Below are 24,414 nucleotides of genomic sequence, written 5' to 3'. Positions count from 1 at the left end.
CGGCTGTCACCAGCTGGCCGGCAGCGGCATCCCCTCGGTGTAGCCGGCCGCGCTCTGCACACCCACCACGGCCCGCTCGTGGAACTCCGACAGGTTCCGGGCCCCGGCGTAGGTGAAGGAACTCCGCACGCCCGCGATGATCTCGTCGATCAGGTCCTCGACGCCTGGGCGGGTCGGGTCGAGATGCATCCGCGCCGAGGAGATGCCCTCCTCGAAGACCGCCTTCCGGGCTCGGTCGTACGGGCTGTCCTCGGCGGTGCGCGCGCTGACCGCCCGGGCCGAGGCCATGCCGAAGCTCTCCTTGTAACGCCGTCCGTCCGGGTCGGTGTAGAGGTCGCCGGGAGACTCGTACGTGCCGGCGAACCAGGAGCCGATCATGACGTTCGACGCTCCGGCGGCGAGCGCGAGCGCCACGTCCCGCGGATGCCGGACGCCGCCGTCGGCCCAGACGTGCCGCCCGAGCGCGCGGGCCGCCGCCGCGCAGTCGAGCACGGCCGAGAACTGCGGCCGCCCCACCCCGGTCATCATCCGGGTGGTGCACATCGCGCCCGGCCCCACGCCGACCTTGACGATGTCGGCCCCCGCCTCGACCAGGTCCCGTACGCCCTCGGCGGTGACCACGTTGCCGGCCGCCACCGGAACGGCCGGGTCGAGCCTGCGCACCGCCCGCAGCGCGGAGATCATCCGCTCCTGGTGGCCGTGCGCCGTGTCCACCACCAGGGTGTCCACCCCGGCCTCCAACAGCGCGGCGGCCTTACCGGTCACGTCGCCGTTGATGCCGATCGCCGCCGCGATCCGCAACCGCCCCTGCTCGTCCACCGCCGGCCGGTAGAGGGTGGCCCGCAGCGCCCCCTTGCGGGTGAGCACGCCGACCAGCCGCCCCTGCGCGTCGACCACCGGGGCGAGCCGGCGGCGACCGGCGGAGAGCAGGTCGAACCCGGTACGCGGATCCGCGTCCGCGGGAATGGTGTGCAGCTCGGTGGACATCACGTGGCGCAGCTGGGCGAACCGGTCCACGCCCACGGTGTCCGCCTCGGTGACCACGCCCAACGGCCGGCCGGTCCCGTCCACCACGATCACCGCGCCGTGCGCGCGCTTGGGCAGCAGGTGGATGGCGTCGCCGACGGTGTCCGTCGGGCCGAGGGTGATCGGCGTGTCGTAGACCAGGTGGCGCTGTTTGACCCAGGACACGACGTTTGCCACCACGTCGATCGGGATGTCCTGGGGGATGACCGCGACCGCGCCGCGACGGGCCACCGTCTCGGCCATCCGCCGGCCGGCGACCGCGGTCATGTTCGACACCACGAGAGGGATCGTGGTGCCGGTGCCGTCGGAGCTGGCGAGGTCGACGTCGAGGCGGGAGCCCAGGTCGGAGCGGGACGGCGCCATGAAGACGTCGTTGTAGGTCAGGTCGTGCGCGGGGACCGCGCCGTTAAGGAACCGCACCCGGCAATCATGGCTGGCCGGTACGGGTATCGCCGCCGCTGGTAGCGGAAAACACCTTCTCCGGGGCGCTGTCGGCGGTCAGCCGAGCAGCAGCGCCACCGCGAGCGCGGCCATCAACGCGGCGATCAACCCGTCCAGCAGCCGCCACGCGGCCGGACGGGCGAGCAGCGGCGCGAACCGGTGCGCCCCGGCGCCGAGCGCCGTGAACCAGACCACGCTGGCCAGGGCGGCGCCGACGCCGAAGAGCCAGCGGTGCGGGTGCTGCTGGGCGATCCCGCCGAGGAGGAGCACGGTGTCGAGGTAGACGTGCGGGTTCAGGTAGGTGAAGGCGAGGCAGGCCAGCAGGGTGGCGCCCAGGGTGGCCGGCGGCCGGTCGGTGGGCACCAGCGCGCCGGGCCGCAGGGCGCGGCGGGCGGCGAGCGCCGCGTAGCAGAGCAGGAACGCCGCGCCGCCCCAGCGGATCGCGGTGAGCAGGACAGGACGGCCGGTCACCAGCGTGCCGACCCCGGCGATGCCTGCCCCGATCAGCAGCGCGTCCGAGGCGGCGCAGGTGAGGACGACGGGTACGACGTGCTCCCGGCGCAGGCCCTGGCGCAGGACGAAGGCGTTCTGCGCCCCGATGGCGACGATCAGGGCGATGGCGACGGAGAAGCCGGCGGCGGCGGAGCTGAGCACGGCACCGACGGTAGGTGAGCGGAGTGCATGAGTCGAACTAAAGATTTTGAGGCTGGTTAAGCTGTGCTGATGGACGGGCTCGACTTCGTGCAGCTGCGTACCCTCGCCGCCGTGGTCTCGGAGGGCAGCTTCGAGACGGCGGCCCGGCTGTTGCACGTCACCCCGTCGGCCGTGAGCCAGCGGGTCAAGGCCCTGGAGGAGACGGTCGGGCAGGTGCTCGTCCGGCGGGCCCGCCCCTGCGTCGCCACCGAGGCGGGCGCGCCGCTGCTGCGTCTCGCCGGGCAACTCGTACTCCTGGAGCGGGAGGCGCTCGCCGACGCCCGCGGCCCGCTGACCGGCGCCGGTACGCGGACCCGGCTGGCCGTGGTGGTGAACGCGGACTCCCTCGCCACCTGGTTCCCCGCCGCGCTGGCCCGGCTGCCCGAAGGGCTGGAACTCTCCCTCGACATCCGGCAGGAGGATCAGGACCACACCGCCGAACTGCTCCGCGACGGGGTGGTGACGGCGGCGGTGACCGCGCAGGGCGAGGCGGTCCAGGGCTGCTGGGTACGTCGGCTCGGTGCCATGCGCTACCGGGCGCTGGCCGCCCCGGCGATGGCCGACGCGCACTTCGGCGACGGGATGACCCCGGCGGCGCTGGCCGCCGCGCCGGCGGTCGTCTTCGATCGGAAGGACCGGTTGCAGCACCGCTTCATCCGCACGTTGACCGGACGGACGCTGGACCCGCCCGTGCACTACGTGCCGTCGGTGCCGGCATTCAGCGAAACCATCCGGCACGGGCTCGGCTGGGGTCTGGTGCCCGAGCAGATCGCCGAGGACGACCTGGCGTCCGGGGTGTGCGTCGACATCGCCCCGGGCCGGCAGGTGGACGTGCCGCTGTACTGGCAGCACTGGCGGCTGGAGTCAGCGGCGCTGAACGCCCTCACCGCCGCCGTACGCGCGGTGGCCGCCGACACCCTCCGCTGACATGTACCCGGACGGGGCCCCTTCCAGCTGGACGGGCCCCGCCGGGAACGGGTCAGGAGATGGTGCAGATCGGGGCGCCTGCGGTGATCACCGCGCCGACGTCCGCGGTCAACCCACTGATCGTGCCGGCCTTGTGCGCGTGCAGCGGCTGCTCCATCTTCATCGCCTCCAGCACCACGATCAGGTCACCCTCGGCGACCGTGTCCCCGTCCGCCACGGCGACCTTGACGATGGTGCCCTGCATGGGGGAGGTGAGCGCGTCGCCGCTGACCGTGGCGCCGGCCTTGGCGGCACCACCGCCCCGGCGGGCCGGCTTGCGGGCGGAAGGCGCGGCCGTGCTCGTACCCGCACCGAGACCGGCCGGCAGGGTGACCTCCAGCCGCTTGCCGCCCACCTCGACCACCACGGTCTCCCGTTCGGCTGGCTCGGCGGCGGGGCCGGTGGTCGCGGTGAACGGCGGGACCGTGTTGTCGAACTCGGTCTCGATCCATCGCGTGTGTACGGTGAACGGCTCCGAGGTGAAGGCCGGGTCCCGGACCACCAGGCGATGGAACGGCAGGGCCGTCGCCATGCCCTCGACGACCATCTCGTCGAGTGCCCGGCGGGCCCGCTCCAACGCCTCGGTCCGGGTCTCCCCGACGATGATCACCTTGGCCAGGAGCGAGTCGAAGTTGCCACCGATCACGTCACCGGCCGAGATGCCGGCGTCCACGCGTACGCCGGGGCCGGTCGGCAGGCGCAGCGCGGTGATGGCCCCCGGGGCGGGCAGGAAGTTGCGGCCGGGATCCTCGCCGTTGATCCGGAACTCGATGGCGTGCCCACGAGGGGTCGGGTCCCCCGCGAAGCGCAGCTTCTCCCCGTCGGCGATGCGGAACTGCTCGCGGACGAGGTCGATGCCGGCGGTCTCCTCGGTGACCGGGTGCTCGACCTGGAGCCGGGTGTTCACCTCCAGGAAGGAGATGGTGCCGTCGCCGCCGACCAGGTACTCGACGGTGCCGGCCCCGTGGTAGCCGGCCTCGCGGCAGATCGCCTTGGCGCTCTCGTGGATCTGCGCGCGCTGGGCGTCGGTGAGGAACGGCGCGGGCGCCTCCTCGACCAGCTTCTGGTGCCGCCGCTGGAGTGAGCAGTCCCGGGTACCCACCACGATCACGTTGCCGTGCTGGTCGGCCAGGACCTGCGCCTCGACGTGGCGCGGCTTGTCGAGGTAACGCTCGACGAAGCACTCACCGCGGCCGAACGCGGCGACCGCCTCGCGGGTGGCCGACTCGAACAGCTGCGGGATCTCCTCCATGGTGCGGGCGACCTTGAGGCCGCGCCCGCCACCGCCGAAGGCGGCCTTGATGGCGACCGGCAGCCCGTGGTCGACGGCGAACGCCATCACTTCGTCGGCGCTGGCGACCGGGTCCGGAGTGCCGGGGACCAGCGGCGCGCCGGCGCGCTGGGCGATGTGCCGTGCGGTCACCTTGTCGCCGAGGTCGCGGATCGCCTGCGGGGTCGGGCCGATCCAGGTCAGCCCCGCGTCGATGACGGCCTGGGCGAAGTCGGCGTTCTCGGAGAGGAAGCCGTAGCCCGGGTGCACGGCGTCGGCCCCGGACCTGGCCGCGACGTCGATCAGCTTGTCGATGCGCAGGTAGCTGTCCGCCGCGGTGTCCCCGCCCAGGGCGTACGCCTCGTCGGCGAGCGTCGCGTGCAGCGCGTCCCGGTCGGAGTCGGCGTAGACGGCGACGCTCTCCAGACCGGCGTCGCGGCAGGCGCGAATGACGCGAACGGCGATCTCGCCGCGGTTGGCGATGAGTACCTTACGCACCGTGGGGGCTCCTCCCGGGAGGTCGTTGACCGGGAGTGTATAGGCCACCGAACTGGCCCTAACGATCGCTCAGTGCCGGTTGGGGCGCGGTCACATCGCGCCTTAGTCAATTTTGCCTAATACGCTTCTTCCGTGTCTGCCACGCGAATGATGATTCTCGGTCTGGTCCGGTGGATGCAGCCCGTGCACGGCTACGACGTGCGACGTGAGCTGCTCAGCTGGAGCGCCGACAAGTGGGCGAACGTACAGCCCGGCTCGATCTACCACGCACTGCGCAAGCTGACCGAGGAGGGGCTGCTGCGGACGGTCGCGACCGAGCAGGTCGGCGGCCGTCCCGCCCGCACGACGTACGAGATCACCGAGAAGGGGCAGGAGGAGTTCGAGTCGCTGCTGCGTGGGCTCTGGTGGCAGCTGAACGAGCCGGCGGACCCGTTCGCGGCTGCCTTCTCGTTCCTGCCGGCGCTGCCGCGCGACGAGGCGGCGGCCGCGCTGCGCAACCGGGCGAACCTGCTGCGGGCCGGGATGGCGTGGATGCGGACCTCGTTGGAGTCGGACTGGTTGCGCGATACCAAGCCGGTCCACGTGGGTTGGATGTTCGAACTCTGGACGGCCCGGGCGGAGGCCGAGGCCGCCTGGTGCGAGCGCATCGCGGAACGCATCGACTCCGGTGTGTCGTACCTGCCTGCTGGACTTGACCGGGCGGAAGGTTGGTCCGGGTGGGAGCAGCGCCTGCCCACGCACCCGTCCCAATCTGAATAATCAACGTTGACCAGAAAAGCTATATCGCGTTAGCCTCATCGCGATGTACGGGGAAGCACGCCGTCCCGCGCTGCCCACCAGCGGCCCGGGGGCGGCGGCCGACCGCGCTGCCTTCCCCGCCGACCGGCCGTACCGGCCCGGACGACCAGGAGCACGCATTGATCGAGACCAGGGGATTACGCAAGTCCTTCCGCTCCCGCGCCGGGCGGGAGACGAAGACCGTCGAAGCGGTCCGGGGCGTCGACCTGACGGTGACCGAGGGAGAGATCTTCGGATTCCTCGGCCCCAACGGCGCCGGCAAGACGACCACGCTGCGGATGCTCGCCACGCTCATCGAGCCGGACGACGGCGAGGCGATCATTGCGGGCGCCGACCTGCGCAAGGCGCCGGGCGAGGTGCGCCGCCGGATCGGCTACGTGGCCCAGGGCGGCAGCACCTGGGACGAATCCACCGCCCGCGAAGAGCTGGTGCTCCAGGCCCGGCTGTACGGGATCGGAAAAGCCGAGGCGCACCAGCGCGCGGTGCGCGCCCTCGACGCCTTCCAGCTCGCCGAGTTCGCCGACCGCAAGTGCAAGACCTACTCCGGTGGCCAGCGGCGGCGGGTGGAGATCGCCCTCGGCATCATCCACGAGCCGAAGATCGTCTTCCTGGACGAGCCGACCACCGGTCTCGACCCGCAGAGCCGCGCGCACATGTGGGACGAGATCCGCCGGCTGCGTGCCGATGGGATGACGGTCTTCATCACCACCCACTACCTGGACGAGGCCGACGCGCTCTGCGACCGGATCGCGATCATGGATCACGGCCAGGTGGTCGCCGAGGGGACCCCGGCCGACCTCAAGCGGGAGATCTCCGGCGACGTGGTTCAGGTCGGCCTCGACGTCGTCGCCACGCCGCAGGCCGCGAAGGCGCTCGACGGCGAGGCGTACGTCCGGAAGTTGGAGACCGTCGACGACGGCGGCCTGCGGCTGTACGTCGAGGAGGGCGCCACGGCGATCCCGCAGATCCTCCGCCGGCTGGACCAGGTCGGTGTCGCGCTCTCCTCGATCGAGCTGCACCGCCCCAGCCTCGACGACGTCTTCCTCACCAAGACCGGCCGCTCGCTGCGCGAGTCCTGACCAGCAGGAGATTGATCATGAAGCTCGCCCGCGACACCTGGCTCATCTTCCAACGGCAGTTCCAGCTGCTCATCCGTAACCCGGTCTGGGTCTTCGTCGGCGTCTTCCAGCCGGTGATGTACCTCCTGCTCTTCGCTCCGCTGCTCAAGCCCGCGCTCAACGCGCCGACCCAGGCCGCGGCCTACAAGATCTTCGTGCCCGGTCTGCTGGTGCTGCTGGCCATCTTCGGCGGCTTGTTCCAAGGCTTCGGTCTGATCGCCGAGCTGCGCGCCGGTGTGATCGAGCGGTCCCGGGTCACCCCGGTCAGCCGGCTCGCCCTGCTGCTCGGCCGCTCGCTGCGGGACGTCGTATCGCTGATCGTGCAGGCGATCATCATCACGCTGCTCGCCCTCGCGTTCGACCTGCGTGTCGTCCTGGGTGACCTGCTGCTCGCGTACCTGATGCTCGCGCTCATCGCGCTGATGACGTCGGCTGTCTCCTACGGCGTCGCGCTCAAGGTCAAGAGCGAGGATGCCCTGGCCCCGCTGATGAACACCGTGGCCCAACCGGTGCTGCTGCTCTCCGGCATCCTGCTGCCGCTGCAGTTCGCGCCCGGCTGGTTGCAGGGCATCGCCGACTGGAACCCGTTCTCCTGGGCCGTCGACGGCACCCGTGCGCTCTTCGCCGGCGACCTGGGCAACGACAAGGTCTGGCAGGGGTTGACCATCGTGGCCGCGCTCGCCGTGCTCGGCGTCTACTGGGCGGCCCGGCAGTTCGCCCGTACCGTCCGCTGAAACTGGTTCGAAGCGGCGCGCACCGCGCTTGATCCACAAGGCTCGCACCGCGTTTGATCCGCGTGTCTCGCGCCGCGTTTGATCGACGTGCCTCACGCCGCGTTTGATCCACACGGCGTCACTGCTGTCGGGGTGTCGGAGGGTGTCCGACACCCCGACAGCCATGAACCGGAGCCGATCAGTCAGCGGTGGCGCGCTGAATGCCCCTCACGGTGGTGCGGTCAGCGCACCCGGGCCAGCGTGAGTCCGTCCGCGATCGGCAGCATCACCGCGTCGACCCGGACGTCGGCGAGCACCTCGTCGTTGAAGGCGGCGATCGCCCGGTCGCCTTCGTCCTGCGGGGCGATCACCCTGCCGCCGCGCAGCACGTTGTCCACGGCGATGATGCCGCCGGGGCGCATCCGTGGCACCAGCTCCGCCCAGTAGATCGGGTAACCCGTCTTGTCCGCGTCGATGAACGCGAAGTCGAGGTGCCGTTCGTGTGGCAGTTCGCGCAGAGTGTCCCCGGCCGGGCCGATACGCAGATCGATCCGATCGTCCACCTCGGCCCGCGCCCAGTAGCGGCGGGCGATCCCGGTGTACTCCTCCGAGATGTCGAAGCAGGTGAGCCGTCCGCCCTCGGCCAGCCCTCGGGCGATGGCCAGCGCGGAGAGACCGGTGAACGTGCCCACCTCCACCGCCTGCCGCGCCCCCATCAGCCGGGTGAGGAAGGTCAGGAACGCCGCCTGTTCCGGCGCGACCTGCATGGTCGCCTGGTCCGGCAGCACGGCGCGGGTCTCCTCGGCGAGGTCCCGGATGATCTCGTCAGGGGGCGAGCCGTGCCCGACGAGATACGCGTGCAGCTCGTCCGTCAGCGGGATCGACTTGGTGGTCATGGTGGCACGCTAACCGAGCGGCTCGACCGATTGGCCGCCCGGCGCAACCTTCGTCCACAGGTCGGTGATCCGCAGATTGAGGTCGGCGAGAAGCTTGCGGAGCAGTGGCAGCGACAGCCCGATGACCGTGCTCGGGTCACCCTCGATTCGCTGCACGAACGGGCCGCCCAAGCCGTCGATCGTGAAGGCCCCCGCCACAGCCAGCGGCTCACCGGTGGCCACGTACGTGTCGATCTCCTCGTCGCTGATGTCCGCGAAGTGAACCACCGTCGAGGCGACCGCCTCGGCGCGGCGCGCCGCCGTAACGTCGATGAGGCAGTGGCCACTGTGCAGGACACCGCTGCGTCCGCGCATCCGCCGCCAGCGCCGCCCGGCGTCGGCGGAATCAGCAGGCTTGCCGAGGACCTCCCCGTCGAACTCGAGTACCGAGTCGCAGCCGATCACCAGAGTGCGCTCGTCGGTGGCCGGACGCAGCCGGGTGAGCACCGCCTGCGCCTTCAACCGGGCCAACTCCAGGCAGAGCTCGTCGGCCCGGTCCGTGACGACCAGGGATTCGTCGACGCCGCTGACCAGCACATCCGGCTCGATGCCGGCGGCTTGCAGGATCTTGCGGCGGGCGGGACTCGCGGAGGCGAGCACGAGGCGGAGCGGCAACTGATCACGCACCCCGCCGACGTTACCGGCTCAACGTCAGCAACGGGCCGTGCGGCGCCCCGCACGTCCCGCCCGACGAGGCTCTTGCCGGACGCGGCCCGGCTCACGCCCGACGTGCGCCTGGTTCTGGTTGTGGTGCGGTCCGGGCTGGTTGTGGTGTGTGTTCCGACCTGGTTGTAGTGGGGGTCCGGCCTGGTTGTGGTGCGGTCCGGCCTGGTTGTGGTGCGGTCCGGCCTCGTGGCGGCGCGGCCTGGTTGCGTGGCGGTCCGGTTGTGCTGCGGCCTCGCCCGGTTGCCTGGCGGTCCGATTGTGGTGCGGCCTCGCCCGGTTCGTTGCGGCCCCACCTGGTCTTGTGCACTCTCGCCCGGGGTGCTGCGGCACGGTCCGGTCTGACGCGGCGCCGCCCGGCGTGGCGTCGCATGGCGCCGTGTCGCGTGGCGCCGCGTGGCGCCGTGTCGCGTGGCGTCGCGTCGCGTGGCGTGGCGTCGCGTGGCGTCGCGTGGCGCCGCGTCGAGGCAAGATCCACTCGCCTTCCTTGAAGTCGGGGTATCGCCGCGTCTGGGACACCCCGACTTCAAGGAAGGCGAGTTGACCATCCGTCGCCGGGCGCGCAGCCGGGGTGCAATTGCCGCAAACCACGCGTCGGGGGCTCGTCAGCGGCTGATCCGCGGCGGCGGGTCATCGCCGCGCCGTCGTCGACGCACGATCACCGCCCACGTCACGCCGACGGCCATGATCACACCGAGCGTGGCCAGCCCACGAACGGTCGCCGCGCTGTCGCCGCCGAGACTGTCGCCGGGAGGCTCAGCGGCCGCCGCCGTACTCGGGCCACCGCCAGCCGGTGCGCTCGGTGTTGACGATTCGAACCCAAGCGGCGGTACGTCAGCAGTCAACGCCGCGACAATGTCGATCACTCCGTAGCCGTACTCGTCGTCCCGCCCGGGCGGGCCCTTGTCGATGGCGGTGGCGGTCAACCGATGTACTACCTCCCGTGCCGGCAGGTACGGGTACTTCGACCGAATCAACGCCACCGCCCCGGCCACGATCGCCGTAGCACCCGATGTTCCAGTTCCCTTCGAGTACTTTCCGCCGTAGCTGGTGCTGTAGATGTCTACTGCCGGCGCGACGACATCAATCCGTGACCCGGTGACTGAAACCGCGGCATGTTGCCCTAGTCGGTCGATGCCCCCTACGGCGACGACGTCCTCCTCTGTCGCCGGATACCGGACTCCTGCGTCCGGCGGCCTATTTCCCGCCGCTGCGACCACGACAACATCAGCTGCGCGAGCAGCTGATAGCGCCCGTTGGAGGCGAGGGCTCGCGCCGGCCACAGCGGAGATGCTGATGACGTCAGCGCCCTTGGCCACTGCGAACTCGATGCTCGATGCCAGGTCATCCGCGGTGCCCTCACCGTTAGGAGGGCTATCGAAAATAGGTAGGATCTTTGCCTTCGGTGCTATTCCGAGCGCGCCGACGCTATCGGATCTCCCATGAGCAGCTATAAGGCCAGCCATCGAAGTTCCATGACTGTCTCTATCCTGTCGCCCATCTCCGCTGCCGCCTCCAATAATGTCGGTACCGCGAAGAACGTTGTCGCGCAGGTCGGGATGTGGGTCGACGCCGGTGTCCGGGACCGCGACAATGATGCCCGCGCCTTGATTGAACTCATGGGCTTGGGTGATATGGAGGTAGCGCAAATGCCATTGGTCGTTCCTGATCCTGTGTGCCTCGTCAGATCCAGTGGCAAACCCGGAATCCTTCAAAGGTGAAGGTGTGAGAGTTGCAGTAATCGCGACCGCAGCGAGGCCGATCGAAAATATGGACTGCATTAACGTCTGAACCCAATGGCTGGGCCGGGGTCGATTGGTCCATCCTCATCTGGAGGCCGCAGCACCGGGGCGACTCCATGATCTAGTTCCCACGGATGGTCCGGGTCCCATCGGCGGAGTTGGTCGTGGCCGTCTTCGCGGTAGGGCCGCCTGGGCGCTCCGCGAGGTAACTTGTCGATGGTCGCAGGGTAGTAGCCAGCACGACCCCCACCTGGACGTGAGCCTGCGCTGCCCGTCGGGGCAGTGCCGGCGCCTCCTCCACCGATAACACCGCCGATAGGGCCGACTCGAGGTGGTTGGTTGTTCCTCGCGGCGGGGGGCTGGCCAACCGGCATCCCAGGGACTCCCCCGATAAGGCCTCCGTGTGGCAGTGGCCGATTTTGCGTTGGAGGCGACCCACCCGGGAGCAGTTGGCCTCCTTGCCTGGATATTCCAGGTTTTCTCGCTGGTGTCTCTGGCGGTTTCGGCACAACGCTCGGCGTAGCGGGAAAAGATGCTGACGGGCCCAGCTCGAATTGAGTAGGTGATGGTGTGGGAGGCGGAAGCCCCGAGAAAGCGGAGGACCCTGTGGGTAGCCCGGGGGCTCCGACAACGCCGCCTAAGACTGGTCCAACCGCCGACGGGGATTGTGAGCCCCAGGGGCGAACAATGGTTCCGCCTCGTTCCGCTGTCGGTTCACTAAGAGTCGAACGATCAGCTGCCATCGGTGCTGTCGCGATAGCTGGAATCACGGGTGTCGGCCCAAATCCGTAGACGTCCGGATCCTCGAGCTGTCGGCCGACTTTTGGCGCTGGTGGTGGTTGGCGCAGTGCCACTTGGGCTTGTTGGAGTTCGCTGCTGAGGCCGTACATGATGCCGCGCGCCCGTACGTTCAGCTGCTCCAGGTCGGCGTCGGTGACTGGCCGATCCGGTACGCGGCTGCCCATGGCGGCCTTCGGGTCGGCGGCGATCGCTTCGTACGCCTGCTTCTGCTGGAGTTTGGCCGCGTACTCCTGGTGGATCTTCTGCAAACTGGCCCGGGTGCCGCTGATGGCCTGGGTGGCGGCGGCGAGCGTGGTGTAGTTGGTGGCGGCGGCGTCGTGGGTGTGGCGCACCTTGTCGATCAGCTCGTCTAGTCGGGCGAGGTATGCGTGGGCGGCCGCGTTGGTGGCCGGAGGCCACACCTCGGCGAGTCCTCGCCGGTACTCCTGGAGCCGGCTCAGGTGGGTTTGCGCCAGGTCGCAGATCTTGCGCCAGCCGGCGACCTGCTTCCAGTGGTTGGTGGTGTCGTGGTCCTGCAGGCAGGCCCACATGCTGTTCACGTCCATCCGGTGCCAGTCGGTGAGGCCGGACGTGCGGCCGCCGCCCCGCTCGATCATGCGCGCACCGCCGGGCCGGTCTCCGGGCCGGTCGGGTCGCTGAGCAGCACGGATGGCGGACCGGCGGGCAGGACCGCGCGCGGATCGGCGAGCGCGTTCTCGACGTCGGCCACCCGGGCTGCGGCGAAGGCGTCGGCACCTGCGTACCGGTCGGCGACGGTGCCCGCGGCGGCCGCGAGGTGGCCCGTTGCCCCGCACGCGCCCCAGACCATGTCGACGCTGGCCTGCTGCGTCTCGTGATGGGCCTGCAGGAAGTGCACCAGCTCGATGAATGCGTCGCAGGGGTTGGGCAGCGGTGCCGTCACGTCCTGGGCGATGTAGGGCAGGTGCGGCGCGTAGTTGCGTTCGACCTCGGCCGCGAGCCGGTCGGCGAACTCTCTCAGCTGCTGGATGTCGGCGTCGATGGCCCCGTAGCCCCTCAGCCAGCCCGCGGGGCGGTCCTCCTCAGGGATCATCGACCCTCCCATGCCGTGACGGCTCCGTTTCCCTGAGTGAGGTTAACGGGTGGAGGCGACCCTGGCAGCCCCACGATTGCGCCCAGGCCCGATGCGGGGCGACGGAACGAACGCGGTTCAGGAACAGCAGTGGCGCGGAGCGCGCCGGTTCAGCGGCGAGGCCGGTTCAGCGGAGCGGGCCGGCACAGCAGGGCAGGCCGGTTCAGCGGGCGAGGCCGGTTCAGCGGGGCAGGCCCGAGGTGCGCCAGGCGCCGGGGCCGGTGGACGGTCCAGTGCCGGCCGGCCGGCCGCTGCGTGCCCAGGCGGATGCGGTGACCGGAGCGGCGACGGCCACCGGCCGCGACCGGGCGACGACCGCACCCACCAGCGCGGCCAGTTCCTCGGCGGTCGGAACCCCGCGGACGACCCGGAACAGCGGCTCTTCGGCAGACATGGACGCCAGGGTACGCGTCGAGGAACTGGAGCTTCACCGCACTGTGGCGTGCCGCCGGTGTGGCTGTCAGCATGGCCGGGTACCGTCTCTGCGATGTCGAACGCGCTTCCCCGACTCGTCGCTGACCGATACCGGCTGATTTCGCCGCTCGGTCAGGGCGGCATGGGTCGGGTGTGGAAGGCGCGCGACGAGGTGCTGCACCGCGACGTGGCCATCAAGGAACTGGTTCCGCCGCCCAGCCTCACCGACGACGAGCGCCGTGAGATGCGGGAACGTTCATTGCGGGAGGCGCGAGCCATCGCCCGGCTCAACCACATCAACGTCGTCCGCATCTTCGACGTGCTGCGTACCGACGGCGATCCGTGGATCGTCATGGAGTACGTCGCGTCGAAGTCGTTGCAGGACACCCTCGCCGAGTCCGGCCCGGTGCCTCCGGCCCGCGCGATCGAGATCGGCCTGGGTGTGCTCGGCGCGTTGAAGGCCGCCCACAAGGCCGGAGTCATGCACCGTGACGTCAAGCCGGGCAACGTGCTCCTCGGCAACGACGGACGGGTGGTACTGACCGACTTCGGCCTCGCCACCATCCCGGGTGACCCGAACGTCACCCGCACCGGAATGGTGCTCGGTTCACCCGCGTACATCGCGCCGGAGCGGGCGCACGACGGCACCGCCGGGCCGGAGGCGGACCTCTGGTCGCTGGGTGCGACCCTCTACGCCGCGATCGAGGGCAAGTCTCCGTACGCGCGGCCGTCGGCGATCGCCACCCTCGCGGCGCTGGCGACCGAGCCGCTGCCGCCGCCGAAGAACGCCGGCCCGCTCAAGCCGGTGCTGCAGGGGCTGCTGCGCAAGGACCCGAGAGAGCGGATCACCGCCGAGACGGCGGAACGCATGCTGCAGCGGGCCAATGGCCGGCGTACGCGCGGGATCTCACTGCTCGATGGCGTACGCAGGCCGGGGCCGAACGGTCCACGGCTGCCGCGGCCGACCGTGGTGCCGGCCCCGCGTCCCGCCGAACCGGCGGACCCGCCGGTCACCCCGCCGGCACCACGTACGCCGTCGGCGTCCGCCATGGCGGGACCCGCGGCGAAGGTGTCGGCCGGTGCCGACACCGCGCCCACCGCGAAGGTGGACCGTTCGGCCATGGACGCTGACCCCACGACGAAGGTGGACCGTTCGGCAGTGGACGCCGAGCCGACGACGAAGGTCGATCGGACGGCATCCACCGCGAGCGCGGGCCTGACCGCGAAGATGGACCTCCCGGCCGCGGACGCCGAGCCGACGACGAAGGTCGACCGGTCGGGCACCGATGCCGAGCCGACGACGAAGGTCGACCGGTCGAGCACCGACGCTGAGCCGACGACGAAGGTCGACCGGTCGGGTAGCGATGCCGAGCCGACGACGAAGGTCGACCGGCCTTCCCATGATGCCGACCTGACCGCCAAGGTGGACCGTCCGGCCGCCGCGGCGGGCAGTGAGCCCACCAAGAGTGCTGGCGCCTCCGGAAAAGCGGCCGACGGGACTGGGGCGAAGCCGTCCGGCGGTAGGCGAGACGAGCGGCCCACCCCCACGCCGCGCCGGTCGGCCACCCCGACGTCGGTGCTGCCGGTGGGCCCGCCGGCCGCCCCGACCGGGCGGGCGCCGATCCCGGCGACCGACGGCACGACGTCCGAACGTAAGCGGCGCAACCTGCTCGTCGGCGTGGTGGTGGCCGTGCTCCTGGTCGGCCTCGCGGTGATCGTGCCGCTGCTGACCAGTGGCGACGACCCTGAGGGCGGTGACACCCCAACGGCCGGATCGAGTGTCGGCTCGGCCTCCGCGCCGCCGACGTCCGCGCCCGCCTCGCCGCCGCCGACCAGCGCCGCGCCGAGCGTGACGCCGAGCGCGAGCGCCTCCCCGAGCGTCTCCGCGAGCAGCGGCCTCCCGGCCGGGTGGTCGTTGCGCAGGGACCCGGTCGGCTTCGCCCTGCCGATTCCGAAGGGATGGACTCGCAGCGCCGGCGGCACCTGGGTGCGGTACGCGGACCCGAACGGCGTCGGGGAGCTGACGATCGACCGGACCGATCACCCGGGGTCGGACGCGGCGAAGGCGTGGCGGGACATCGAGCCGGCCCGGCATCGGTTGGTCAACAACTACGACAACCTCGGCATCCGAGAGATCGACTGCCGGTGGCGGACCTGCGCGGACTGGGACTGGCTGGAGACCCGCGACGGCACCCGGATCCACGTCCGCAACCGGGGTTTCGTGACCGCCCACAACCGTGGGTTCGCCCTCCGCTGGGAGGTCGCGCAGAAGGACTGGAATACCAGCCTGCCCGACTTCGAGATGATCTTCCGCGAGTTCGTGCCGGATCGGCAGGACTGACCGCGGCACATCCGTCGATGCGAGTCGTCCTCGCATGACCTCCCGCCGTCCGGGGTAACTGGACCTTGACGACGGAAGGAGGTACGACATGGGCTACCGACGGAGGGACGTTCGATCCCGGGTGGCACTGTGGATGCTCGTCGCGCTCGGCGACGCCGTTCTGCTCCTGGCCGGTCTCGGAATCCCGGCGCTCGTCGCGCTCTTCAGCGTCGTGGCCGTCACCGTCGCCGGGGTGGGCGCCTGGCTGGTTGCCCGGCGCGGCGTCCAGGTCCACGAGGATGCGTTGCCCGCCCGGGTAGCGGTGCCGGTCCGCTACCGGCGACGGGGCTGATCGCACGGGTGCGTGGCGGCAGCCGGACCGGTCGTCGACCGTACGGTGACAGCCGATCCCGCTGCCGCCACCCGGGTCACGGGGTGTTGTTCGCGAGCGCGATCAGCCGCGAGCGGTCGCCGTTCCAGTAGTTGCGGTCGACGTTGCCGCTGATGCCGGCGACGCTGCCCGTGCTGGTGTACTGCCAGAAGCTCCAGACCGGGGCGCCGGCCGGCAGGGTGCCGGGTGCGCTGGCCCAGCGGGCGATCCAGAGCGGGTGGTTGCCCCACGGCCCGCTCCAGCTGCCGGTGCACTGGTTCCACCAGCTGGTGGTGGTGTAGATGACGGCGTAGCGGCCGGTGCGCGAGCGGTAGGTGTTCAGGAAGTCCTGTACCCAGTTCCGCATCCCGGTGGTGCTGAGGCCGTAGCAGTAGCCGCCGCTGTACGGGTTGGCCTCCAGGTCCAGCGCCGCGGGGAGCGTGCGGCTGTCGGCGGACCAGGCGCCTCCGTTCGAGGCCAGGTAGTTCGCCTGGACCGCGCCGGAGGAGATGTTGGGCCGGGCGAAGTGGTAGGCCCCGCGGATGACGCCCGCGTTGTAGGCGGCCACGTAGTTGGTGTTGAAGCGTGGGTCCTTGTAGCTCGTGCCCTCGGTCGCCTTGATGAAGGCGAACTGGATGCCTGCGTTGCGGACGCTGGTCCAGTTGATGGCGCCCTGGTAGTGGGAGACGTCGATGCCGGGCACGGTGGCGGCCGCGGCCGGCCCGGCGGTGGCGACGAGCACCGTGGCGGCGGTGGCGACGACGGTGAGGCCGGTTGCGAGGAGACGACGCAGCGATGATCTGGTACGGGACACGGGTACCTCCAGGGGGACGAGGAGTAATCCATTGATGGAAATCTTTGGAGGTAAGCAACCAAGATCGCAAGGGGGGCAAAAGAAACTTTCATTGGCGGTGCCATGGCGACGTGATGTCTGGACGTGACGTGCGCGACGAGTCACCGTGGGTCACGTAGGTGATCTTTGGCGGCACGGACCGGTAGGCTCGCGCCCCATGGTGTCGTTCGACGGGCTGACCGAACTGTGGGACCGGCTGTTCGGCGCGCAGCCCGACCCGCCGCCGCTGCTGGTCGTGCTGACCGGGCTCGCCGCGCTGCTGGTGGTCTCCACCCGCCTGCCGTGGCGGGTCGCGCGCAACGCGATCACCATCGCCCACGAGGGTGGCCACGCGCTGGTCGCCCTGCTCACCGGCCGCAAGCTGCGCGGCATCCGGCTGCACTCGGACACCTCGGGACTGACCCTCTCAGCCGGTCGCCCCTCCGGGCCGGGCATGATCCTCACGCTGCTCGCCGGGTACGTCGCGCCGCCGCTGGTCGGGCTGGCCGGCGCCTGGCTGCTCGGCGGCAACCGGATCACGCTGCTGCTGTGGGTGGCCGTCGTGCTGCTGCTCGCGATGCTCGTGATGATCCGCAACGCCTTCGGTGTGGTGTCGCTGCTCGTCACCGGCGGCGTGGTGCTCGCCGTCTCCTGGTACACCTCGCCGCAGGTGCAGGCCGCGTTCGCGTACACCGGGGTGTGGTTCCTGCTGCTCGGCGGAGTACGGCCGGTGGTCGAGCTGCAACGGCTCCGCTCCCGGGGGCGCATGCCCGCCTCCGACGCCGACCAGCTCGCGGGACTCACCCCGTTCCCGGCGTTCTTCTGGGTCATCTTCTTCGCCCTGGTCAACCTGGTCGTACTGGCCGTCGGCGCTACCCTGCTGGCCGATCCCCTCCTGGATGGCAACCTCCTCCCCACCCGCTGACGGCACCCGGTTCGGCGTCCCACCGTCGGGCGGTCGCCGCGCCACGCCAGGCCGCGGAGCGCGGTGGGCCGGCGGACCGGAGCGGGGCAGAATGGGCCGCATGCGGTACGTGATCATTGGGGCCGGCGCCGTCGGCGGGACCATCGGCGGGCGGCTCGCGGCGGCCGGTCACGACGTCACGCTCGTGGCGCGGGGAGCGCACCTGGCCGCACTCCGCGAACGCGGCCTGACGCTTCGCCAGCCGGAGCAGCAACGCACCGTACGGCTGCCGGCGGTCGATGGCCCGGACCGGCGGCCCCTGCCACCGGACACTGTGCTCGTGCTCACCGTCAAGTCGCAGGACACCGCCGCGGCCCTGGCCGCCTGGGTCGACGCCCCGGTGGACGGCGGCGGAACCGCCGGCGAGCGGCTACCACTGTTCACCGCGCAGAACGGCGTGGTCAACGAGCCCGCCGCCCTGCGGCTCTTCGCCCGGGTGCACGGTGTCTGCGTCTGGCTTCCCGCCACCCACCTCGAACCCGGCGTCGTGGTGGCCAACGGTCACCCGCATCCGGGGGTGCTGCACGTCGGCCGCTATCCGTCCGGTTCGGACGACACCGATCGCGCGGTCGCCGCCGACCTGACCGCCGCCGGTTTCGTCGCGCCGGTGCGGCCGGACGTGATGCGCTGGAAGTACGGCAAGCTCCTGGGGAACCTCGGCAACGGGCTCCAGGCGCTCTTCGGCCGGGACATCCCCGCGGAGCTGACCGGCCGGGTACGAGCCGAGGGCGAGGCGGTACTCACTGCGGCCGGCATCACGCACACCAGCCAGGCCGAGGAGGCGGCCGAACGCGGCGACCTCGTGCAGCACCGTCCGGTCGGCGGCGAGCAACGGTCCGGCGGGTCCACCTGGCAGAGCCTGGCCCGGGGCGCCGGCTCGGTCGAGACCGACCACCTCAACGGCGAGATCGTGCTGCTGGGCAGGCTGCACGGCGTACCGACGCCGGTCAACGCCGCGGTGCAGCAGGCGGCTCGCCGGGCGGTGCGGGAGCGCATCCCGGCCGGCGAGTTCCCGCCGGCCGAGCTGGAGAAAATGCTCGGCTGACCGGGCAACCACGCACACCGTGCGGCGCGTGTCCCCTGCGACCGCCACGGGGGAGGTAGCCAGGTGCCGGACGTCGAAGGGTTCGACGAGTTCTACCGAGGCAGCCGGCAACGGTTGCTCGGCTTCGTGTACGTGCTCACCGGTAACCTCGCCGAGGCGCAGGACGCCGTGCAGGAGGCGTACATCCGGACCTGGCAGCGCTGGTCGACGGTGAGCGGCTACGACGACCCGGAGGCGTGGACCCGGGTCGTCGCCTCCCGGATCGCGGTGAGCCGGTGGCGCAGCCTGCGGAGCCGGGCCCGGGCGTACCTGCGGCACGGTGCCGTCGAGACGACCCCAGCCCCTGGCACCGACACCGTCGACGTGGTGGCCGCGCTGCGCCGGCTCCCCGAGGAGCAGCGCACCGCCATCGCGCTCTACTACCTGCTCGGCATGCCGGTCGCGGAGGTTGCCCGGCAGACCGACGCCCCGGTGGGGACCGTCAAGGCGCGGCTCTCCCGCGGGCGCACCGCGCTCGCCGGGCTGCTCGCCGTCTCGGACCTGGAGGAGGCCGCCGATGCGTGACGAACTGACCTTCGTCGACCGGGTGCACCAGGACCTGCGCGACGTACGCTGGCCCGACCCCGGGGAGCTCCGTGCCCGCGCCCGGCGACGCACCCGGCGGAACATCGCCGCCGCGACAGCGCTGGTGGCCCTCGCGGGGACCTCCGCCGTCGCGCTCGTCGCTCCCGGCCGCCCCTCTGCACCGCCGGCCGCGTCGGCCACCCCGAGCATGTCCCCCCGCGCCGAGATCACCTCGGATGCGCTGCTTCGGCCGGCGGACATCGGGTTCGCCTCGGCGACTGAGCAGCTCACCGAGGCGGGGCTGGCCGAACCGATCCGGATCGACGACATGCTCGAGGTCTGCCGGACGAGCCAGGGGCGTTCAGAGGGGCGGGCGTCTCGCTGGTCCCGTTCGCAGACCCTGCTGCGCGAACGCCGAGCCGGCGTCGCCCTCCAACCGAGCGACGTGCTGGCGATGCAGGACGTCTACCGGCTGACGCGGGAGGGCGCGGAATCGTTCCTCGCCGACCTCGACGAGACCGTCGCCCCGTGCGCCCGGTGGCGCAGCGTCGGTCCGTACGAGACGAAGGGGCGCAGTGGCACGGCGGAGGCGGTGCACGAGTGGGCGATCGTCCAGCGGGGCTTCGCCGGGGACGACGCCGTCATGCTGAGCCACACCGTGTCCCAGGCCCGGGATGTGAAGACCGGCGAGACGTTCGGTGACGTGCCACGGCCGACCTACAAGGCGGTCGTGCGGGTAGGTGATCTCATCGCGGTGCTCGGCCTGGGGCGGGACGGCACCGAGGCCGAGTTGCTCCAGCTGGCCGTGGTGGCCGCGGCGCGGATGTGCCGGGCGGCCAATCCGGGGTGCTGAGCGTGCCGCCCGGCGTGGGTGTCGGAAGGGCCCCTGCTCCTCCGGTTCCGACAGCAGGGGCCCTTCCTCGCCTCGCTACAGCGGAATGTTGCCGTGCTTCTTCGGCGGTAGGGTCTCGCGCTTCGTGCGCAGCACGCGCAGCGCGCGGACGATCTGGCTCCGCGTCTCGTGCGGCGGGATGACCGAGTCGACGTACCCGCGCTCGGCCGCGACGTACGGGTTGGCGAGCGTGTCCTCGTACTCGGCGATCTTCTCGGCACGCACCGCGGCCGGGTCCTCGGCGCCCGCCAGCTCGGAGCGGTAGAGGATGTTCACCGCACCCTGGGCGCCCATCACCGCGATCTGCGCGGTCGGCCAGGCGAAGTTCAGGTCCGCGCCGAGGTGCTTCGAGCCCATCACGTCGTACGCGCCGCCGTACGCCTTCCGCGTGATCACGGTGACCTTCGGCACGGTGGCCTCGGCGTACGCGTAGATCAGCTTCGCGCCCCGGCGGATGATGCCGTCCCACTCCTGTCCGGTGCCTGGAAGGAAGCCGGGAACGTCCACGAAGGTCAGCACCGGGATGTTGAACGCGTCGCAGGTGCGTACGAAGCGGGCGGCCTTCTCCGACGCGGCGATGTCCAACGTGCCGGCGAAGTGCATCGGCTGGTTCGCGACGACGCCGACCGGCCGCCCCTCGACCCGGCCGTAGCCGACGACGATGTTCTGCGCGTAGAGCGGCTGGACCTCCAGGAACTCCCCGTCGTCCAGCACGTGCTCGATCACCCGGTGTATGTCGTACGGCTGGTTGGCCGAGTCGGGGATCAGCGTGTCCAGTTCCCGGTCGGCGTCGGTGACCTCGAGTTCGGCGGGAGCGTCGTAGGCGACCGGCTCGTCCAGGTTGTTCGACGGCAGGTACGACAGCAGCGCCTTGACGTACTCGATCGCGTCCTCCTCGTCCGTAGCGAGGTAGTGCGCGTTGCCGCTGCGGGTGTTGTGGGTCAGCGCCCCACCCAGCTCCTCCATGCCCACGTCCTCGCCGGTGACCGTCTTGATGACGTCCGGGCCGGTGATGAACATGTGCGAGGTCTGGTCGACCATGACGGTGAAGTCGGTGACGGCGGGGGAGTACACGGCGCCGCCCGCGCACGGCCCCATCACCAGGGAGATCTGCGGGATGACACCGGAGGCGCGTACGTTGCGGAAGAAGATCTCCCCGTACAGGCCGAGACTGACCACGCCCTCCTGGATACGGGCGCCGCCGGAGTCGTTGATGCCGATCACCGGGCAGCCGATCTTCATGGCCAGGTCCATCACCTTGACGATCTTCTGGCCGAAGACCTCGCCGAGCGACCCGCCGAAGACGGTGAAGTCCTGGGCGAAGACGCACACCTGCCGGCCGTCCACCGTGCCGTAGCCGGTCACGACACCGTCGCCGTACGGGCGGGTCTTCTCCAGGCCGAAGTTGGTGGAACGGTGCCGGGCCAGCTCGTCGAGCTCGACGAACGAGCCCTCGTCGAGCAGCAGTTCGATCCGTTCCCGAGCCGTCTTCTTGCCCCGGGCGTGCTGCTTCTCGACCGCCCGCGCCGAGCCGGCGTGCACCGCCTCGTCGACCCGGCGCTCCAGATCAGCCAACCTGCCCGCGGTGGTGTGGGTGTTGATCCCGGTGTCGGTAGTCACCCAGGGAATATAACGATGGTTCAGGGCCGAGCCCGCTGTGCAGTACACCTCAGTACGCTTGCTCACCCCCGCCGTAGGCTGGCGGAATGCCGGGCTCTCCGTACACCGATCTGGACCGACCTCCGCTCTCGGCGGCCCGGCTGCGCCGGGCGCTGGTCGCGCCGCACGGCCCGTGGACCCGGCTGGAGCTGCGAGCCGAGACCGGTTCCACCAACGCCGACGCGGCCGAGGCGGCGCGCGCGGGTGAACCCGAGGGGCTGGTGGTGGTCGCCGAGCGGCAGAACGCCGGGCGTGGCCGGCGCGGGCGGACGTGGCAGTCGCCGCCGCGAGCGGGCATCGCGACCAGCGTGCTGCTCCGGCCCGGCGAGGCGGTCGAGGAACGCGGCTGGCCGGCGGCACCGAACACCGGGTACGGCTGGCTGCCGTTGCTGGCCGGTGTCGCGCTCGTGTCGGCGGTGGCCCGCCTGGCCGAGTTGGACGCCGTGCTGAAGTGGCCGAACGACCTGCTGATCGGCGACGCGAAGTGCGCCGGGGTGCTCGCCGAGGCCGTGCCGGGCACGTCGCCGGCCCAGCCGCCGGCCGTCGTCATCGGCATCGGGCTCAACGTGACGCTCCGCGCCGACGAACTGCCCGAGAATCCCACCGGGCTGCCGGCCACCTCGCTGCAACTGGCCGGTGCCGCGGCGACCGACCGTGACCCGCTGTTGCGGTCGCTGCTGCGCTCGCTGGCCGACTGGTACGACCGTTGGCGTACCGCCGGTGGGGATGCGATCGCCAGCGGTCTCCGGGATGCGTACGTGGCCGCCTGCGCCACGATCGACCGGCCGGTACGCGTGCTGCTCCCCGACGGTGGTCAGCTGACCGGGACCGCGACCGGAGTCGACCCGGACGGCCAACTCGTGGTCGAGACGTCGGAGGGCCCGCGTCATCTGGCCGCCGGTGACGTCCTGCACCTGCGCTGACCCCCGGCGCCGGACATCTGGGGCAGCTCGACAGCGGCCCAGTTCCCGTTCCGTTCGCCGTCCCAGGTACGACCGGGGGTGGCCGTCTGACCCTTGGGCGGGCGGCTTCGACCCGACGCGACGTGACTGGCGAGCTTCGGGTGCCGATCGGCAGGATCGCGGGGGGCCAGTGACGGCCGACCGCGCGGGTGATGGTCGGATGTGCGGTGGCCGGTTACGGTCACCGCGTCCGTTTCTGCGAGGAGGTTCGTGTGGCGTTCCCTGAAGACGTGCTCACCGAGGACGAGCATGTCGTGTTGCACCTGCACCCGCACTGGAAGGCCCTGATCGGGCCGGTGGTCGCGCTGGTGCTGGCCGTCGCCGCGGTGGTGGCCGGCCTGGTCCTGCTCCCCGACGGTACCGGCGGGTCGATCGGGCTGGCCGTGATCGGTGTGCTCGCCCTGGTGGCGGTGCTCTGGTTCGCGCTCTGGCCGTTCCTGGTCTGGCGCACCACCCACTACCTCTTCACCAACGAGCGGGTGCTGCTCCAGCACGGTGTCTTCTCCCGTGACCGGCGGGACATCCCGCTCACCCGGGTCAACGACCACTCGATGAGCCAGAAGTTCATCGAGCGGCTGCTCGGCGCGGGCACGCTGACCATCGAGTCGGCTGGTGAGCGCGGGCAGTCCGTCCTCGTCGACGTGCCGCAGGTGGGGCAGGTGCAGACGAAGCTCTACGAGTTGGTCGAGGAGCAGCACGACAAGCACTCGCTGGGCGACGGCGAGATGCGTGAGATCCTCGCCGACATGCGCGAAGGCAAGCCCCTCCGCGACCCCTCCGCCTAACCCCACCCCCACACCCACCCACCGACGCGGTGATCATGAAGTTGTTGTCGTGACACGCCGACTGTGGCGGCAATAACTTCATGATCACCGCTGGGTCGGGGTGGGCCCCCGGGACCGGGTGGGGCGGGGTGGGGTTAGCGGCGGGGGCGGGGGCGGGTGATCGGCTCGAACTCGGCGGCCAACGCGGCGTCCAGGTCCGTGTCGGTCAGACGTGGGAGCCGCTTCTGAACCGGCGGAGTGCTGCCGTTGGACGACGGGTGTCGGTCGCCGGCCGCCGGAGGCTGGGCCTCCTCGAGTTCGGAGACGGACTCGGCCAGCTCGGCGACGGGGTCCATCTCGGCCATCGTGTCCCACTCGTCCCGCGGAACGCTGTGCCAGGTCTTCTTGTCCGGATCCGGTGCCGGCTGGAAGACGAACGTCCGGTAGGACCAGAAGCGGAACATGGTGGCCAGCAGCACGCCACCGGTCTTCGCGACGTTCAAGGCCAGCAGACTGGTCACGCCGAGGCCGTACTTGGCCGCGGCCAGGACACCGAGCTCAATGATCAGGCCGGTCGCGTTGAAGAGGAAGAACAGGACATATTCGCGCCGAAGCGCTGACTTCGGGCGATCCCGGTACGTCCAGTGGCGATTCATCAGATACGACGTGATCGTCGCCACCACGGTGGCGATCACGGTCGCTTTCAGCTGGCCGTCCGCGAAAACGGTCAGTGCCAGTGCATTGAACACTGCGTAATTGATGACGGTGTTGATGCCACCGACGATGCCGAATTTGAGCGCCTCGTGGACGAACTTCTGCCAGCGCTCGGGCAGCAGACGGACAAGACGCATGCGGAACACCTTAAGACAGTGGT

General features: G+C 70.8%; 24 protein-coding genes. 13 read left to right on the top strand and 11 right to left on the bottom strand.

Annotated elements, in window-relative coordinates:
• Positions 1-6: 6 nt before the first annotated feature.
• Together AB0F98_RS21380 and AB0F98_RS21375 are read right to left on the bottom strand one after the other, a co-directional pair.
• Positions 7-1,446 carry a GuaB1 family IMP dehydrogenase-related protein gene (locus AB0F98_RS21380; RefSeq protein WP_357737852.1) on the bottom strand — a complete coding sequence of 480 codons (1,440 nt, stop codon included), beginning with the start codon at positions 1,444-1,446 and terminating at the stop codon, positions 7-9.
• Between the two features lie 78 nt (positions 1,447-1,524).
• Positions 1,525-2,121 carry a LysE/ArgO family amino acid transporter gene (locus tag AB0F98_RS21375; protein WP_357737850.1) on the bottom strand — a complete coding sequence of 199 codons (597 nt, stop codon included), beginning with the start codon at positions 2,119-2,121 and terminating at the stop codon, positions 1,525-1,527.
• 69 nt (positions 2,122-2,190) lie between these two features.
• On the opposite strand from AB0F98_RS21375, the gene AB0F98_RS21370 reads away from it, so the two are divergent.
• Positions 2,191-3,087 carry a LysR family transcriptional regulator ArgP gene (locus AB0F98_RS21370; RefSeq protein WP_357737848.1) on the top strand — a complete coding sequence of 299 codons (897 nt, stop codon included), beginning with the start codon at positions 2,191-2,193 and terminating at the stop codon, positions 3,085-3,087.
• A 52-nt stretch (positions 3,088-3,139) separates the two neighbouring features.
• Here the strand turns inward: AB0F98_RS21370 and AB0F98_RS21365 are convergent, their stop codons facing one another.
• Entirely contained in the window at positions 3,140-4,894 is a 1,755-nt protein-coding gene (locus AB0F98_RS21365; RefSeq protein ID WP_357737846.1) for a biotin carboxylase N-terminal domain-containing protein, read from the bottom strand.
• 147 nt (positions 4,895-5,041) lie between these two features.
• On the opposite strand from AB0F98_RS21365, the gene AB0F98_RS21360 reads away from it, so the two are divergent.
• The 3 genes from AB0F98_RS21360 to AB0F98_RS21350 all read left to right on the top strand — a co-directional run bounded on the left by AB0F98_RS21360 (position 5,042) and on the right by AB0F98_RS21350 (position 7,544).
• Positions 5,042-5,653 carry a PadR family transcriptional regulator gene (locus tag AB0F98_RS21360; protein WP_357738000.1) on the top strand — a complete coding sequence of 204 codons (612 nt, stop codon included), beginning with the start codon at positions 5,042-5,044 and terminating at the stop codon, positions 5,651-5,653.
• A gap of 158 nt (positions 5,654-5,811) precedes the next feature.
• The gene (locus AB0F98_RS21355; protein WP_357737844.1) at positions 5,812-6,771 is read left to right on the top strand and encodes an ATP-binding cassette domain-containing protein; all 960 of its coding nucleotides are present in this window, start codon (positions 5,812-5,814) and stop codon (positions 6,769-6,771) included.
• 17 nt (positions 6,772-6,788) lie between these two features.
• Positions 6,789-7,544, top strand: coding sequence for an ABC transporter permease (locus tag AB0F98_RS21350; RefSeq protein WP_357737842.1), 756 nt, complete (start codon positions 6,789-6,791; stop codon positions 7,542-7,544).
• Positions 7,545-7,765: 221 nt separating this feature from the next.
• Here AB0F98_RS21350 and AB0F98_RS21345 read toward each other — a convergent pair whose 3' ends face one another.
• The 3 genes from AB0F98_RS21345 to mycP form a co-directional block, all read right to left on the bottom strand.
• Positions 7,766-8,419 carry an O-methyltransferase gene (locus tag AB0F98_RS21345; protein ID WP_357737840.1) on the bottom strand — a complete coding sequence of 218 codons (654 nt, stop codon included), beginning with the start codon at positions 8,417-8,419 and terminating at the stop codon, positions 7,766-7,768.
• A 9-nt stretch (positions 8,420-8,428) separates the two neighbouring features.
• On the bottom strand, positions 8,429-9,085 hold the full coding sequence (locus tag AB0F98_RS21340) for a Maf family protein (protein ID WP_357737838.1): 657 nt from the start codon (positions 9,083-9,085) through the stop codon (positions 8,429-8,431).
• A gap of 641 nt (positions 9,086-9,726) precedes the next feature.
• Positions 9,727-10,836: a type VII secretion-associated serine protease mycosin gene (gene mycP / locus AB0F98_RS21335; RefSeq protein WP_357737837.1), complete on the bottom strand. Its 1,110-nt coding sequence runs from the start codon at positions 10,834-10,836 to the stop codon at positions 9,727-9,729.
• A 990-nt stretch (positions 10,837-11,826) separates the two neighbouring features.
• Here mycP and AB0F98_RS21330 point away from each other — a divergent pair.
• Positions 11,827-11,964 (top strand): hypothetical protein, encoded by a 138-nt coding sequence (locus AB0F98_RS21330; RefSeq protein WP_357737834.1) that lies wholly within the window; start codon positions 11,827-11,829, stop codon positions 11,962-11,964.
• 292 nt (positions 11,965-12,256) lie between these two features.
• Here the strand turns inward: AB0F98_RS21330 and AB0F98_RS21325 are convergent, their stop codons facing one another.
• Positions 12,257-12,715 (bottom strand): hypothetical protein, encoded by a 459-nt coding sequence (locus AB0F98_RS21325; RefSeq protein WP_357737832.1) that lies wholly within the window; start codon positions 12,713-12,715, stop codon positions 12,257-12,259.
• A 220-nt stretch (positions 12,716-12,935) separates the two neighbouring features.
• Positions 12,936-13,148 carry an acyl-CoA carboxylase subunit epsilon gene (locus AB0F98_RS21320; RefSeq protein ID WP_357737830.1) on the bottom strand — a complete coding sequence of 71 codons (213 nt, stop codon included), beginning with the start codon at positions 13,146-13,148 and terminating at the stop codon, positions 12,936-12,938.
• A 93-nt stretch (positions 13,149-13,241) separates the two neighbouring features.
• Between AB0F98_RS21320 and AB0F98_RS21315 the strand changes: the two genes are divergently transcribed.
• Together AB0F98_RS21315 and AB0F98_RS21310 are read left to right on the top strand one after the other, a co-directional pair.
• Positions 13,242-15,509: a protein kinase gene (locus AB0F98_RS21315; RefSeq protein ID WP_357737828.1), complete on the top strand. Its 2,268-nt coding sequence runs from the start codon at positions 13,242-13,244 to the stop codon at positions 15,507-15,509.
• 88 nt (positions 15,510-15,597) lie between these two features.
• Positions 15,598-15,840: a hypothetical protein gene (locus tag AB0F98_RS21310; RefSeq protein ID WP_357737826.1), complete on the top strand. Its 243-nt coding sequence runs from the start codon at positions 15,598-15,600 to the stop codon at positions 15,838-15,840.
• 76 nt (positions 15,841-15,916) lie between these two features.
• On the opposite strand, the gene AB0F98_RS21305 is transcribed toward AB0F98_RS21310, so the two are convergent.
• The gene (locus AB0F98_RS21305) at positions 15,917-16,672 is read right to left on the bottom strand and encodes a GH25 family lysozyme (protein ID WP_355145474.1); all 756 of its coding nucleotides are present in this window, start codon (positions 16,670-16,672) and stop codon (positions 15,917-15,919) included.
• A 196-nt stretch (positions 16,673-16,868) separates the two neighbouring features.
• Between AB0F98_RS21305 and AB0F98_RS21300 the strand changes: the two genes are divergently transcribed.
• From AB0F98_RS21300 to AB0F98_RS21285, 4 genes are all read left to right on the top strand, one after another.
• Positions 16,869-17,615: a M50 family metallopeptidase gene (locus AB0F98_RS21300; protein ID WP_357737824.1), complete on the top strand. Its 747-nt coding sequence runs from the start codon at positions 16,869-16,871 to the stop codon at positions 17,613-17,615.
• 100 nt (positions 17,616-17,715) lie between these two features.
• A complete protein-coding gene (locus AB0F98_RS21295) occupies positions 17,716-18,699 on the top strand; it encodes a 2-dehydropantoate 2-reductase N-terminal domain-containing protein (RefSeq protein WP_357737822.1) in 984 nt (327 codons plus the stop codon).
• Positions 18,700-18,762: 63 nt separating this feature from the next.
• Entirely contained in the window at positions 18,763-19,263 is a 501-nt protein-coding gene (locus AB0F98_RS21290; protein WP_350790798.1) for a SigE family RNA polymerase sigma factor, read from the top strand.
• Positions 19,256-20,116, top strand: a complete 861-nt coding sequence (locus AB0F98_RS21285) for a hypothetical protein (RefSeq protein ID WP_357737819.1) — start codon at positions 19,256-19,258, stop codon at positions 20,114-20,116. The genes AB0F98_RS21290 and AB0F98_RS21285 overlap by 8 nt, the downstream gene beginning before the upstream one ends.
• Before the next feature lie 75 nt (positions 20,117-20,191).
• On the opposite strand, the gene AB0F98_RS21280 is transcribed toward AB0F98_RS21285, so the two are convergent.
• Positions 20,192-21,775, bottom strand: a complete 1,584-nt coding sequence (locus AB0F98_RS21280; RefSeq protein WP_357737817.1) for an acyl-CoA carboxylase subunit beta — start codon at positions 21,773-21,775, stop codon at positions 20,192-20,194.
• Positions 21,776-21,861: 86 nt separating this feature from the next.
• On the opposite strand from AB0F98_RS21280, the gene AB0F98_RS21275 reads away from it, so the two are divergent.
• Together AB0F98_RS21275 and AB0F98_RS21270 are read left to right on the top strand one after the other, a co-directional pair.
• Positions 21,862-22,737 carry a biotin--[acetyl-CoA-carboxylase] ligase gene (locus AB0F98_RS21275; protein ID WP_357737815.1) on the top strand — a complete coding sequence of 292 codons (876 nt, stop codon included), beginning with the start codon at positions 21,862-21,864 and terminating at the stop codon, positions 22,735-22,737.
• Positions 22,738-22,988: 251 nt separating this feature from the next.
• Entirely contained in the window at positions 22,989-23,561 is a 573-nt protein-coding gene (locus AB0F98_RS21270; RefSeq protein WP_076471268.1) for a PH domain-containing protein, read from the top strand.
• Positions 23,562-23,695: 134 nt separating this feature from the next.
• Here the strand turns inward: AB0F98_RS21270 and AB0F98_RS21265 are convergent, their stop codons facing one another.
• Positions 23,696-24,391, bottom strand: coding sequence for a GtrA family protein (locus AB0F98_RS21265; protein ID WP_357737812.1), 696 nt, complete (start codon positions 24,389-24,391; stop codon positions 23,696-23,698).
• Positions 24,392-24,414: the final 23 nt, after the last annotated feature.

It is taken from the genome of Micromonospora sp. NPDC023737 (assembly GCF_040639715.1).
Classification (GTDB): Bacteria; Actinomycetota; Actinomycetes; order Mycobacteriales; family Micromonosporaceae; genus Micromonospora.
This window is presented reverse-complemented; position numbering and strand designations above follow the sequence as displayed.

Excerpts from the sequence above, each read along its gene's own strand:
- AB0F98_RS21265 (WP_357737812.1), bottom strand. The coding sequence starts at position 24,391 with ATGCGTCTTGTCCGTCTGCTGCCCGAGCGCTGGCAGAAGTTCGTCCAC.
- AB0F98_RS21275 (WP_357737815.1), top strand. The coding sequence starts at position 21,862 with ATGCCGGGCTCTCCGTACACCGATCTGGACCGACCTCCGCTCTCGGCG.
- AB0F98_RS21370 (WP_357737848.1), top strand. The coding sequence starts at position 2,191 with ATGGACGGGCTCGACTTCGTGCAGCTGCGTACCCTCGCCGCCGTGGTC.
- AB0F98_RS21320 (WP_357737830.1), bottom strand. The coding sequence starts at position 13,148 with ATGTCTGCCGAAGAGCCGCTGTTCCGGGTCGTCCGCGGGGTTCCGACC.
- AB0F98_RS21350 (WP_357737842.1), top strand. The coding sequence starts at position 6,789 with ATGAAGCTCGCCCGCGACACCTGGCTCATCTTCCAACGGCAGTTCCAG.
- AB0F98_RS21295 (WP_357737822.1), top strand. The coding sequence starts at position 17,716 with ATGCGGTACGTGATCATTGGGGCCGGCGCCGTCGGCGGGACCATCGGC.
- AB0F98_RS21345 (WP_357737840.1), bottom strand. The coding sequence starts at position 8,419 with ATGACCACCAAGTCGATCCCGCTGACGGACGAGCTGCACGCGTATCTC.
- AB0F98_RS21300 (WP_357737824.1), top strand. The coding sequence starts at position 16,869 with ATGGTGTCGTTCGACGGGCTGACCGAACTGTGGGACCGGCTGTTCGGC.
- AB0F98_RS21325 (WP_357737832.1), bottom strand. The coding sequence starts at position 12,715 with ATGATCCCTGAGGAGGACCGCCCCGCGGGCTGGCTGAGGGGCTACGGG.
- AB0F98_RS21360 (WP_357738000.1), top strand. The coding sequence starts at position 5,042 with ATGATGATTCTCGGTCTGGTCCGGTGGATGCAGCCCGTGCACGGCTAC.
- AB0F98_RS21330 (WP_357737834.1), top strand. The coding sequence starts at position 11,827 with ATGGCGGCCTTCGGGTCGGCGGCGATCGCTTCGTACGCCTGCTTCTGC.
- AB0F98_RS21315 (WP_357737828.1), top strand. The coding sequence starts at position 13,242 with ATGTCGAACGCGCTTCCCCGACTCGTCGCTGACCGATACCGGCTGATT.
- AB0F98_RS21310 (WP_357737826.1), top strand. The coding sequence starts at position 15,598 with ATGGGCTACCGACGGAGGGACGTTCGATCCCGGGTGGCACTGTGGATG.
- AB0F98_RS21285 (WP_357737819.1), top strand. The coding sequence starts at position 19,256 with ATGCGTGACGAACTGACCTTCGTCGACCGGGTGCACCAGGACCTGCGC.